Annotated in this window: 15 protein-coding genes; 10 read left to right on the top strand and 5 right to left on the bottom strand. The window is 48.8% G+C overall.

Annotation, left to right across the window (positions count from 1 at the left end; all coding sequences use genetic code 11):
* Positions 1–803: hypothetical protein (locus HMPREF1548_RS08670; protein WP_021635606.1), on the top strand; the 803-nt coding region annotated here is incomplete at its 5' end.
* A 41-nt stretch (positions 804–844) separates the two neighbouring features.
* On the opposite strand, the gene HMPREF1548_RS08665 is transcribed toward HMPREF1548_RS08670, so the two are convergent.
* Together HMPREF1548_RS08665 and HMPREF1548_RS08660 are read right to left on the bottom strand one after the other, a co-directional pair.
* Positions 845–2,662, bottom strand: a complete 1,818-nt coding sequence (locus HMPREF1548_RS08665; protein ID WP_198168624.1) for a sensor domain-containing diguanylate cyclase — start codon at positions 2,660–2,662, stop codon at positions 845–847.
* A gap of 132 nt (positions 2,663–2,794) precedes the next feature.
* On the bottom strand, positions 2,795–3,019 hold the full coding sequence (locus HMPREF1548_RS08660; RefSeq protein ID WP_157065650.1) for a hypothetical protein: 225 nt from the start codon (positions 3,017–3,019) through the stop codon (positions 2,795–2,797).
* 28 nt (positions 3,020–3,047) lie between these two features.
* Here HMPREF1548_RS08660 and HMPREF1548_RS08655 point away from each other — a divergent pair, with 28 nt between their 5' ends.
* Positions 3,048–3,743, top strand: coding sequence for an AzlC family ABC transporter permease (locus HMPREF1548_RS08655; protein ID WP_021635603.1), 696 nt, complete (start codon positions 3,048–3,050; stop codon positions 3,741–3,743).
* An 86-nt stretch (positions 3,744–3,829) separates the two neighbouring features.
* Positions 3,830–4,159 (top strand): branched-chain amino acid transporter permease, encoded by a 330-nt coding sequence (locus HMPREF1548_RS08650; RefSeq protein ID WP_021635602.1) that lies wholly within the window; start codon positions 3,830–3,832, stop codon positions 4,157–4,159.
* A 70-nt stretch (positions 4,160–4,229) separates the two neighbouring features.
* Here HMPREF1548_RS08650 and rbr read toward each other — a convergent pair whose 3' ends face one another.
* Together rbr and HMPREF1548_RS08640 are read right to left on the bottom strand one after the other, a co-directional pair.
* Positions 4,230–4,769, bottom strand: coding sequence for a rubrerythrin (gene rbr, locus HMPREF1548_RS08645; RefSeq protein ID WP_021635601.1), 540 nt, complete (start codon positions 4,767–4,769; stop codon positions 4,230–4,232).
* Positions 4,770–4,824: 55 nt separating this feature from the next.
* Positions 4,825–6,204 (bottom strand): [FeFe] hydrogenase, group A, encoded by a 1,380-nt coding sequence (locus tag HMPREF1548_RS08640; RefSeq protein WP_021635600.1) that lies wholly within the window; start codon positions 6,202–6,204, stop codon positions 4,825–4,827.
* Positions 6,205–6,517: 313 nt separating this feature from the next.
* On the opposite strand from HMPREF1548_RS08640, the gene HMPREF1548_RS29910 reads away from it, so the two are divergent.
* From HMPREF1548_RS29910 to HMPREF1548_RS08620, 6 genes are all read left to right on the top strand, one after another.
* Entirely contained in the window at positions 6,518–6,673 is a 156-nt protein-coding gene (locus HMPREF1548_RS29910) for a hypothetical protein (RefSeq protein ID WP_021635598.1), read from the top strand.
* Between the two features lie 11 nt (positions 6,674–6,684).
* Positions 6,685–7,317: an ATP-binding cassette domain-containing protein gene (locus HMPREF1548_RS08635; protein ID WP_035321613.1), complete on the top strand. Its 633-nt coding sequence runs from the start codon at positions 6,685–6,687 to the stop codon at positions 7,315–7,317.
* A gap of 217 nt (positions 7,318–7,534) precedes the next feature.
* A complete protein-coding gene (locus HMPREF1548_RS08630; RefSeq protein WP_021635595.1) occupies positions 7,535–8,068 on the top strand; it encodes a hypothetical protein in 534 nt (177 codons plus the stop codon).
* A gap of 114 nt (positions 8,069–8,182) precedes the next feature.
* A complete protein-coding gene (locus HMPREF1548_RS08625) occupies positions 8,183–9,070 on the top strand; it encodes a GNAT family N-acetyltransferase (RefSeq protein WP_021635594.1) in 888 nt (295 codons plus the stop codon).
* A complete protein-coding gene (locus tag HMPREF1548_RS29425; protein ID WP_021635593.1) occupies positions 9,067–9,231 on the top strand; it encodes a hypothetical protein in 165 nt (54 codons plus the stop codon). The genes HMPREF1548_RS08625 and HMPREF1548_RS29425 overlap by 4 nt, the downstream gene beginning before the upstream one ends.
* Positions 9,232–9,271: 40 nt before the next feature.
* Positions 9,272–10,054, top strand: a complete 783-nt coding sequence (locus HMPREF1548_RS08620; protein WP_021635592.1) for a class I SAM-dependent methyltransferase — start codon at positions 9,272–9,274, stop codon at positions 10,052–10,054.
* A gap of 60 nt (positions 10,055–10,114) precedes the next feature.
* Here the strand turns inward: HMPREF1548_RS08620 and HMPREF1548_RS08615 are convergent, their stop codons facing one another.
* The gene (locus tag HMPREF1548_RS08615; RefSeq protein ID WP_021635591.1) at positions 10,115–10,648 is read right to left on the bottom strand and encodes a PadR family transcriptional regulator; all 534 of its coding nucleotides are present in this window, start codon (positions 10,646–10,648) and stop codon (positions 10,115–10,117) included.
* Between the two features lie 125 nt (positions 10,649–10,773).
* Here HMPREF1548_RS08615 and HMPREF1548_RS08610 point away from each other — a divergent pair, with 125 nt between their 5' ends.
* The gene (locus HMPREF1548_RS08610; protein WP_021635590.1) at positions 10,774–12,168 is read left to right on the top strand and encodes an MATE family efflux transporter; all 1,395 of its coding nucleotides are present in this window, start codon (positions 10,774–10,776) and stop codon (positions 12,166–12,168) included.
* Positions 12,169–12,237 lie beyond the last annotated feature (69 nt).

The raw sequence follows: 12,237 nt of genomic DNA, 5'->3' as shown, positions 1-12,237 counted from the left end.
CCCCTGCCGTAACAGACACGGCCGGGGTAACAGCCGCATCCCTGGCGGAAGAAAGCCCTGCGGCAGAGACTCCGGCCCCGGCGGCCCCGGAGAAAGGAGCCGCTTCGGAAACAGAAGAGAAACAGACAGAACAAGCCGAAGCAACCGATATTCCGGAAGGGGACGGGCAGGAAGGCCCGGAAATGGCTGCATATGCCGCCGCCCTGGAAGAAATATATACAAACCATACCTTCCCCGACGGCAAAGACTTCGGCTTTGATGGCTTCCATGACATGTCCGAAAATAAGTTCGCAGTATATGACATCGACTCGGATGGGAAAAAAGAACTGATCGTGTTATATACCACTACTTACATGGCAGGCATGACAGGAACCGTTTACGCTTACGACAGCTCTTCGGGAACCCTCCGGGCAGAATTGCAGGAGTTTCCGTCGCTCACCTTCTATGACAATGGAGCCGTGGTGGCGGAATGGTCCCATAACCAGGGAATGGCCGGGGATTTCTGGCCCTATACGGTTTACAGCTACAATTCCGGCACGGATACCTATGAACAGACGGCTATGGTGGATGCCTGGGATAAATCTGTTGGGGAAAAAGATTACGAAGGAAACTCTTTTCCCGACGATATTGATGCCGACGGAGACGGCCTGGTATATTATATCATGCCTGGCGGAACCTATGAAAAGAATACGCCTGTGGATTTTGAGGAATATACAAAATGGCGGGAGTCCTCCATCGGCCAGGCACAGCCGCTTGAAATTCCATACCTGGAACTGACGGAGGAAAATATTCAAAAGCTGTAACAGCTCCTCCCAGCCTGCGGAAAACTAAAAGCGCATTACCCTCAGCCGCCCTCCTCCATGGCGTCTTCAGCCGACACCATACGGGAAATATGCACAAAATAGCATTTGAAATTCCCGTTTTGCTCCTTTTTCATGATTTTGCTGTCCTTAAAGGGCATACGGATCCGTTTGCCGTTTTCGCCAGGCTTGTCCACATAACACCAGATGCAGCACAGCCAGGTATCCGCCGCCAGTTTTCTGCTGTATTGCTGCAAATCCTCAATCCGGCAGCCTCTGTATTGATCGGCCAGCCTGGTAAAATACAGCTCCGCCTCCCGGCGGCCGTATACCCGCTGATGCTCCTCGTCCGTCCATATACAGGAGGCGTCCATATGCCGCAGCATTCCCTTCACATCCTGTTTTTCAAAATACAGGCGCAGCATTTCACCGGCGAGCTGCTTCACCTGCGCCTCCTCCAAAATATCCGTTACGCCGCCCGGTTCAGCCTCACCCTCAGGCTCCGTCATTTTGACGTTACGGCCTGGAATTTCCTGCTGGTGTATGGAGGTATAAAAACTTTTTTTCTCCTGATACATCAGGTTTTCGGCTTCATCCACCGCTTCCTGCAGGGTCTTTCCTTCCTCCGCCCAGCTTACGCCCATAGCGGCCAGGCTTCCCGCTTTCCGGAACTTTTCCCGGAGCAGCTCCGCTCTTTCCTGAAATTCCTGCTTTTCCATTCCCCTGCATATAATTACGAACTCGTCTCCGCCCGTCCTGTATTTATCCGCATCACTGAATATGCTTTCCATCTTTTCACAGGTCCGCATCAGCAGCTCATCTCCTGCCACATGCCCGTATTTATCATTCGTCTCCTTCAGGCCGTTTACGTCAATGAAAACGATTCCCCTTCCATATCCTTTATCCTTCAGGGGAGGTGTGATATCCCTGATAAAAGCATTTCTGTTCATGGTTCCGGTCAGCCCGTCCATAAAGCTGAGCTGGCTCAGCCGTTCCGCCATCCGCTTGCGCAGCAGAAGCGACTGGAAAAAGTAGGCCAGAATGTCCAGGACCGCCGATATATTTTCCAGATTCCCCACCGGCGGATTATCCACGCCGAAAAAGCCGATAACCGCATCATTTTCGATCAACGGCACCGTGACCAGCGTCCGGATATTCTGAGGCTTAAGCCGCCGGTATTCCAGGGGATCCGATTCCTTTAACTCCTCCAGATCCTTGATGATTATGCATTCCCCTCTTTGAAAGGATGACATCCAACGTCTGATATCAGTCACCGGAATGTCCTTCAGCCTGTTTATTTCTGCGGATATGCCGGGCGCACACCATTCATAGGTATTATCCATGAGCCTGCCGTATATCTCGAAGATATAGGTTCTTTCGCTGTGGAGGAATTCTCCCATCACCTGCAGCGTATTCTGGATGGCCACATCGCTGTCCGGGGAGGAATGCATCATTTTTATACACTCCAGAACCACCCGCTCCCTGTCCAGTGTTTCCTGCAGCCGCTTTTTCTCCCTGTCGCTTCTGGTCACATCCAGGGCTATTTCCATGCGCGAAAGACGGCCGTCCCCGTTCCAGTCAACCAGACGGTCCTTCAGCAGAAAATGCCCGTCCGCCAGCTCATTATCAATTTCCCATTCCAGATAGGTGTCCGCAGACAACAAATGATTGTTGCAGAAATCACAGGGCTCCTGCCTTCCCTGCAGCACTTCATAACATTTCCTGCCCTTAATCTGCTCCGGATCCTTAAGGCCGAACACCTGCAGACCACGGCGGTTCAGGTACAACAGCTCATAGGTTTCCGTGTCAGCAACATATATCAGCTCATTCAGTTCGTCAAACTCTCCTGCTAATTCCTTCATCCATACTCCCATCTGTGCGCCTTTGGCGGCACAAGCAATTCTTAAGCAGAATGGCCCCGCCATTCCATCCATATGAGATTCAGAATATCCCTGCCGCAAATCCTGCCGCATCTGTTACCTTAATAATAATTCTTATCTCCCGCTCTGTCCAGCGTAGAAAATTGGCAATGCCCACAGCGCCCCGGCGCCGGGGTGAAAATCATTTCCCGCAGGCCGGCCACATTTTCCGCAAACCGGCAATTTCCGCAAACCGGCAATTGCAAAAGCAGCCGGCAGCACGTATAATAAAAGCCGTGTAACTGTCGAATAAAAATAACTGCCGTAAAGCTGTCGGTTTTTCAACAGCTGCAAATCCATACAGTCCGACTGCGGAGGTAAAACTATCATGAAAAGAAAAGCGCTGAAAGCCGCCGTTCCTTATACGCTTCCGGTTATGATGGGATATATTTTCCTGGGAATGGCCTTCGGCATCCTGCTGCATAACACAAATGTCCCCGATGGCTGGGCCCTGTTTATGAGTATATTTGTATACGCCGGTTCCATGCAGTTTGTGGCAATCGAGCTGCTGACCGCCCCCTTTGCGCCGTTTTCCGCCGCGCTGGTCACGCTCATGGTGAATGCCCGCCATCTTTTCTATGGTCTTTCCATGCTGGAGCCATTTAAAATTATGGGAAAGCTGAAGCCCTACATGATTTTTTCCCTGTCTGATGAAACCTACTCCCTGGAATGCGCAGCAGAACCGCCGGAGGGTGTGGACCGGAAATATTTCCTGTTCTTCATTGCCCTGCTGGACCAGAGCTACTGGGTTGCCGGGACGCTTGCAGGCATTCTGGCGGGAAACATCATCCCCATTGACTCCACCGGCATTGATTTTGCCATGACCGCGCTCTTTCTCGTTATCTTTCTGGAGCAGTGGGAGGGAACCCGCAATCATCTCCCGGCGCTGGCCGGGCTGCTTGTTACGGCTCTTTGCCTTATCCTGACGGGAAGCGATAATTTTCTTCTGTTCTCCATGGCCGGCATCCTGCTTTTCCTCCTGCTGTTCCGCAGGCAGTGCGCCGGTAAAGGGAAGCAGCAGTAAATTATAAACTGCCGTTTTAACCGCCTTTCCAGCCGCAGGCGGCTGTCTTTCTTAAAATCACAGTTCCTGATATCACGGAGGTTCTTATGTCCAGTATTCAAATCCTGGTTACCATACTTGTTATTGCCCTGACCACACTGCTTACAAGGGCGCTGCCCTTCCTGTTTTTTCCGGAAGGGAAGAAGACGCCGGAATTCGTCACCTATCTGGGCGGGGTCCTGCCCTTTGCAGCCATTGCCATGCTGGTGGTATATTGTTTTAAATCAGTATCGCTAGCAGACGGATCCCATGGCATTCCTGAATTTCTCGCCGCCGCTTTTGTGCTGGGCATCCATAAATGGAAGCATAATATGCTCTTTAGCATCGGGGGAGGCACAGTGCTTTATATGTTCCTCGTCCAGATGGTCTTTAAATAAAAAACGCCCGCAGCTGCCGGAACCCCGGCGCTTACGGGCGCTGCCTGTTCTGCCTTGCGCAGATTTATAATCAGTAATTCTCAGCCTTTACCTGGAAATATGCCTGAGGATGTGCACAAACAGGGCAAACCTCGGGAGCCTTCTTGCCTACGCAGATATGTCCGCAATTGGAGCACTGCCATACCACATCGCCGTCCTTGGAGAATACCAGATCTCCTTCCACATTGGCAAGGAGCTTTCTGTATCTTTCCTCATGCTCTTTCTCAATTGCAGCAACGCCTTCAAACAGTCTTGCAATTTCGTCAAAGCCTTCTTCCTTCGCTTCCTTAGCGAAGTTCGCATACATATCGGTCCACTCGTAATTCTCGCCTTCAGCTGCTGCTTTCAGACATTCTGCTGTGGTGCCGATGCCGCCGTTGATCAGCTTGAACCACATTTTAGCATGTTCCTTCTCATTATTTGCGGTCTCTTCAAAAATATTGGCAATCTGTACATACCCGTCTTTTCTTGCTTTGGAAGCAAAATATGTATATTTATTTCTTGCCATTGATTCCCCTGCAAATGCTGTTTCCAGGTTCTTTTCTGTCTTTGATCCTTTTAATTCTGCCATAGTACAATCTCCTTTTCTCTTTTTCGTTAACAGTTTCCATGTCTTTCAGATATTTCTATTTTACTCCCAAATCCGAGCTTCTGTCCACATAAAAAGTATGCAGCATTTTCTCAGCAAGCTCACTCATGGGTTCCTTATAAAACTCCCTGTACAGCCTGATAATCTCTTCATTCTGATGGCTGCAGCGTACCTGCATGCTGCGGTCTCTTTTATAAAGGCTGTCAATGCGGGCCTTTCTCAGGGCATCGCCCTTCCATTCAGTATCCTTGGGCTGTCCGCCTCCGCCGATACAGCCGCCGGGGCAGGTCATCACTTCTACAAAATGATACTGCTTTTCACCCTTCTTTATTTTCTCAAGCAGCCTTCCTGCATTGGCTGTGCCGAATACTACGGCCAGCTTGAGAATCACATCGTCATTGATATAGACAAAGGCTTCCTTCACGCCCTCCAGCCCTCTTACGGACTGCAGATCATACAGGAATTCAGGGGCTTCCTCTCCGGTGACCATGTGGTATGCCGTCCTTACCGCCGCCTCCATAACGCCTCCGGTATTCCCGAAAATCACACCCGCGCCGGATCCTTCTCCCATAAAGCTATCATAGGGTTCATCCCCCAGGGTAAGAAAATCAATATTTTCCTCCCTGGCCCATCTGGCAAGCTCTCTGGTGGTAATGCAGTAATCCATATCACGCATGCCTTCAATTCCCAGATAACTGCCCGCTGCGTGCATCTCCTCCCGGCGGATTTCATACTTCTTGGCCGTACAGGGAGTTACCGCAACGTTGACTATCTTCTCCGGATCTATCCCCATCTTCTGTGCAAAATAGGTTTTAATCGTGGGACCCTGCATGCCGATAGGGCTTTTGGCTGAGGAAATGTGCTCCCGCATCTCGGGATAGTAGGTTTCCACATATTTCACCCAGGCCGGGCAGCAGCTGGTAAACTGCGGTATGGGCCTGTTCCCCTTCGTGAGACGTTCCACCAGCTCGCTGGCCTCTTCCATTATGGTCATGTCCGCCGCGAAATTGGTGTCCAGCACATAATCGGCGCCCAGCCTGCGCAGCAGGGCCACCATTTTCCCCTGGACAAAACTGCCGTCCGCCATGCCGAACTCCTCGCCCAGCGCCGCCCTGACGGAAGGGGATGTGCTGCATATCACAATTTTATCCGGGTCGGCCACAGCCCTTCTCACATCCTGGTATTCATACTTCTCCGTGATACTTCCGGCGGGACAGACATTAGCGCACTGCCCGCAATGGATACAAATTGCGGTATCCCCTGTCAGCTCCAGATCATAACGGCCTGCAACCCCGATGCTTTCCGTGCAGATATTCTTACACTGGCCGCATTTGATACATTTCGTCTCATCCCTGACGATTGATGGATTATCAGGTTCAATAGGCACCCTGATATCCGTAAAATTATGCTTGCTCATTCCGTGTCCTTTCGCAATGAATCTTTCCCTGGTTCCTTCGCCATGCCTGCCGGCGGTGCATAGCTTCCATCATGTTCTGTTTATGCTTCCAGTATATCCCACTCCATATTGCTTGTCAATATCAATAATAGAAATAATTACTGTTTTTATTAAAATTCATTCTATACTTTGTTCCGCCTGCCTTTTTATACCGAGAATAATTATAATTAAAGTGTCTGTTGTTTCCACTGTGGAACTTAAATTAGAATAAAGACAGCATTATCTGACCGGACAAAGCTGCTGCATTTTTTATATAAGGGGGCATCACATCACTATGGATTATCTTATTAAATATAAGGGCCAGGTATTATCCGCCGCCCTCATAGTCCTTGCCAATGTCGGCCTTCAGATACTTTCACCGAAATTCCTGCCCATCCAGACGTATTTCCCGAAGGAGAAGGAACCGCGGAAGAAACTTATGGCCGCCTGAAGCAGCTTTCCGTGAGCCGGTTATCCTGCATTTATGAAGACGGGCGGGGGATACGGGATGTTAATTTTCAGCTTTACGCCGGAGAGCTGTTGGTTCTCACCGGCCCCGTGGCTTCCGGCAAATCCAGCATCCTGAACGCACTGTTTGGCATCGTTCCTGCTTCCTTTCAGGAAATCCTCTGGAATGGGAAGGAAGTCCCAAACCTTTTTACCCTGTTTAAAGCGCCCACTGTCTCCTGCTGCCTGCAAAGCAGCCATCTGCAAAACGGCACCATCCGTGAAAACCTTACCCTGGGCCGGAACATTTCCGATATAGAATGCTGGAAGGCGCTGCAGTCGGCCTGTATGGAAAGGGAGGTTAAGGAATGGCCGGGCGGCCTGGACACACTGACGGGCGAAAACGGAATCATGTTATCCGGCGGCCAAAAGCAACGGCTTCTGTTCGCCCGCATGCTGTTAGAGCATCCTTCCCTGTATTTCCTGGATGATGCCACAAGCGCCCTTGACAGGATTACGGCGGAAAAGCTCAATTTTAACCTGAAGCAGCGAATTATACAGGACAACGCCGCCGCTGTTTTTATCAGCAATTCTGAGGTTGTGAAGGCTGCTGCCGACAGGGAGCTTTGTATCAGCCAGGGGGCATAGGAGGTAATGGTGGGCGAAAACGGGATGATTTAACTCGTTGTGCTGTTTTCATCCTCAAAAATAAGCTAATGTAAATGTAGAATTTTTATTTATTTACTAGCACGACGTGTTCCTTTAGAATAGGGATAGGCTTAATTTTAAATAAATCTCAGGAATTTACTGCATGGACCGTAACAGTTTATCACGACGGCAGGCATCTCGCGCGGAGGGCAGGACAATGAATGAAAACAGACTGAAAGCTTTTGCAGAGCCTTACTACAGGCATAAGGATATCATGCACAATATGTGGCATATTGAACTGGTCCACAAATGGATGGACCGTATTATTTTACTTGGTACTTATCAGCCGGATTATGAAAGCCTGCTTTATGCCCTGTATTTTCATGGATTTATTTATACTGAAGAAACAGCTGTCAGAAAATGGCTGGATTTGGAAGGAATTGATGCTAAAAAAGCAGATTTCATTATCCGTATTTCTCTGGAGTCCCAACGGCCGGAAATCCCCGAAACACTGGAAGGGAAAATTCTGCATGATGCCCATGTTCTTGAAGGCGGGAAAAACTATCTTGTGGTTAAGACATTAATTACGGGATCTGTCCGTGGACAGGATTTGCCCAGGACTCTGGATTTTATGAAGAACAATGTACTGGACAGAAATAGATGCTATCTACCGGAAACCATTCCCCTGTGCGAAGAAATGAACTCCTATGCCAGGCAATTCTTATCTGAACTGGAAAGTGGGATTTTTTAAATTCTATTCATTTACAGGTCACATAGTTTTAACTTTTGGATAAATTGTTTTGCAGTCTATTCAGAAGGTATTTATTGATTCCGGATTTTTCCGGTTTAGAAGAAAGGAAACACTATGAAAAATATTACCGCAAGACAATATCAAATCCTCGCTGACCATATGCGTATTTATCAGTTCATGATTGACATTTATGAGAAAGACTGGCGCAACGGGGTTCCGGCCCCCTTCCTGGAATACGCCCTCTCCTCCGAATGGATGGATAAATCCTATACTCACAGGAACCGTATCTGGGAGGATAACGGGCAGATTGTTGCCTTCTGTTTTACCGAGTCCCCGGTTACCGATATCTATTTCAGCCTGCGTCCGGGATATGAAGAGCTTGCACCGGAAATGATAGCGTATGCGGATGCCCATATGCCCCGTATCGATGGTCATTTACGGTTCGTCCTGTTTCAGGGGCAGGCGGCTCTTATGGATGCCGCCCGCAAGGCCGGGTACACTCAGACTGGTTCCTATACTGATATGATTTATGAATTTGATAAGCCTCTTGATTTTCCGCTTCCCGAAGGATATCACTTCGTGGAACCTGGAAAATGCATCATTGAGAAAATCCAGGAATGCTGCTGGAAGGGCTTCAACCATGAGGCTGAGGAAGGCCCCTGGCATGGAAATGCGGAGGGAGGCTATCATCTTTGCCAGGCGCCGCATGCCACCATGCAGTATCCTGTGGCAATTGAAGATGAGACCGGAGAGTATGTATGCTATGCCGGAATGTGGTGGACTCCGAAAAACCATCTGGCTTACATGGAACCTCTTTGTACCGTTCCCCAGCATCGCCGTAAAGGCCTGGCTGCTGCCGCTTTATCCGAACTGTACCGCCGGATGGAGCCGCTGGGCGCCACGCATATGACTGGCGGGGCCAACCCGTTTTATGCGAAAATAGGTTATAAGCCCATGATCACCTGGACTTTCTGGCAGAATAGGGAAAGGGGCAATGTATGAATATAACAGCAGAAAAAAACCGAGACAGCTGGGATCGCTTTGCCGCGGCCTACTCAGAATTTAATCATTCAGAGAAAATGCTGCGCCGCATGCATGACTGGGAATACAATCCAATAGCGGCCCTTCCCAATTGGATGTGTGCCATAGGGATTAAAAATTAATCCCCCGCATTACTCTTTTCGAAAGGAGCTGTAAAATATTATGAATTATGTCGATTTTAATGCCAGCGCCTGGGATGCGATAGCGAGCCCGGGAAAAGAAGATGGCCGCGCATGCTTTACTCTTCCAATAAGCCATGAAGATTATCTTCAGGCTCAAAAAGGCGCGCTTGAGGTTTCTCTTACTTCCGCCAAAAAAGTGCCTGCAGATTGGTTTCCTCCGCTTCGTGGCCAGAAAATCCTTGGCCTGGCAAGCGGTGGCGGCCAGCAGGGACCGGTTTTTGCTGCACATGGCGCAGATGTTACTATTGTAGATATCTCAGAAAAACAACTGGAAAGCGAACGGGCTGTAGCAGACCGAGAGGGGTATCCCATCACAATCCTGAAGTGTGATATGCAGGAGCCTCTGCCCTTTGCCGATCATTCCTTTGACATTATTTTTAATCCGGTCTCCAATTGTTATATTGAAAATCTTTTCCCCATATGGCAGGAGTGCGCCCGCATTATCAAGCCAGGGGGCATCCTTATGGCAGGTTTTGTTAAGGAAGAGCATTTTATGTTTGAACCTGATTTTACAAAGGACAAGGCCCTGATATCTGTACATAAGCTTCCTTTTAATTCCCTCAAAGATCTTTCCCCTGAAAGGAAACAGGAAATGGTAAAAAATAAGGAACCTTTTACCTTCAGCCACAGCCTCACGGAACAGCTTGGCGGCCTGTTGAAAACTGGCTTTATCCTCACTGATTTATATGAAGATGGTGACGGCGGCGGATTATTTGATGCATACATGAATTCCTATGTTGCCATACGTGTAGTAAAAAAATAAACTGCCTTCCCTGTTCGGTAACAGCGGGTGAAAGCTGCATATGCTTCCACCCGCCTGTTTTTAATCCTCCGCAATTTTCCCCCACATCGATTCCATCCATGTTTCTATCGCCTGTATCAGGATATACTGCTGTCGCAGAACAGCTTTTCCGGTATCCGGTATCTCTGGCAGCCCTTCCTTTTTTTCAATATTTTCTTCCAGATATGCCTTCAGTGTCTTAACATTTTCTCCGATTCTGCTCAGGCAGACCCGCTGTTCTTCCACTGAAAGGCTGTCCAGATTTACGATCACCGCATTAAAATCCAGAAACATATGAACAGGCTCGGAAGAAATGCCAAACATCAATCTCCTGAATTCCTCTTCTCCTTCCTCTGTCAGTGAATATACGGCTTTTTCCGCCATATTCCCCTCCTTTATCATAGTACCCCTGATGAAACCCTTCTGCTCCAGCTGAATTACTTTTTTATAAATAGAAGGCGTGCTGATTTTAACCCAGCGGGAAATATTCCGGTACTCAACCAGCTTTTGAATATCATAGGCGCTCAGCGGTTCTTTTTTTACAATTCCCAGTACAATCAAATCAATCGTAGCCATATTTAATCCATCCTTTTTTATATTGTTGTTGACATATGCTATAATTTATAGTATTATCAGCTTCATTGCTATATTTTATAGTATTATATTTTATAACTCATGTCAAGAAAAAAGGAGTGACAATCATGAATGGAAGCAACAAAAAAATGGAACTGCTGGGAAGCGCCCCTGTATCAAAGGCGCTCCTGGCCATGGGTCTGCCGACCATGATCGGTATGATGATCAATGCATTATACAACCTGGTGGATGCCTATTTTGTCGGTGGGCTGGGCACCAGCCAGATGGGGGCTATTTCCGTAGCCTTCCCCCTGGGGCAGGTCATCGTGGGGCTGGGGCTGCTATTCGGGAACGGCGCTGCGTCCTATATCTCCCGCCTGCTGGGCCGTGGAGAAAAGGAGGCCGCGGACAAGGTTGCAAGCACCGCCCTGTACAGCAGCCTGTTTGTTGGGGCGGCAATGATACTCTGTTCCCTGTTTTTTCTGAAGCCGATACTGAAGCTTCTGGGTGCCACGGAAAGCATCCTGCCCTATGCGGTAACCTATACTGCAATTTATGTAACCTCATCAATTTTCAACATATTCAATGTCACCATGAACAATATCGTCACAAGTGAGGGCGCTGCAAAAACAACCATGTGCGCACTGCTGACAGGCGCGGTCCTGAATATGGCTCTGGATCCTATTTTTATTTATGCCCTGCATCTGGGAGTTGCCGGCGCGGCAATTGCAACTGCCATTTCACAGGTTGTATCCACGCTTGTATATCTGTTCTATGTGCTCAGGAAAAAAAGTGTTTTCAGCTTTCATATCAGTAAATGCTGTTTTTCCAGGGAAATTATGTCCGAAATACTGAAAATAGGAATCCCCACGCTGGTATTCCAGCTGCTGACCAGCCTGTCCATCACCCTGATTAACTTGCAGACAAAGGGATACGGGGACTCCGTAATTGCCGGGATGGGTGTGGTTACAAGAATTATTTCCATGGGCAGCCTGATGGTTTTTGGCTTCATGAAGGGATTTCAGCCGATTGCCGGTTACAGCTACGGTTCCCAAAAGTATGACCGTCTCCATGAGGCGATCCGGATCTCCATCCTGTGGTCTACCATCTTCTGCGCCATGTTTGGCCTGGTGATGGCCCTGTTTCCCACTCAGATTATGTCCCAGTTTACAAAAGGGGACCTGGATTTCATTCAGGCCGGCCAGAAGGCCTTGCGGGCAAATGGCCTTTCCTTCCTTCTTTTCGGCTTCTATACTGTATACTCCTCTCTTTTCCTGGCGCTTGGAAAAGCGAAGGAAGGCTTTGTCCTCGGCGCATGCCGGCAGGGAATCTGCTTTGTTCCCATCATCCTTCTCCTGCCAGCTCTCTGGGGAATCAACGGTATTCTTTATGCACAGCCGATTGCCGATGTTATTTCTGCAATCGTCACTGTGTTCATGGCGGTGCATCTGCACAGGGAACTGCTTGTCATGGGAAAGGGTGTACGAATGTCTGAGGGAATGCTTTCATCCGATATCCGTTAATTGGGGAACAATCCGCCCGGCAATGTTGCCGGGCGGATTGTTCCATCGTATAAATTTTTATTCACAATT

The sequence above is a fragment of the Clostridium sp. KLE 1755 genome (assembly GCF_000466465.2).
GTDB classification, from domain to species: Bacteria; Bacillota; Clostridia; order Lachnospirales; family Lachnospiraceae; genus Eisenbergiella; species Eisenbergiella porci.
This window is presented reverse-complemented; position numbering and strand designations above follow the sequence as displayed.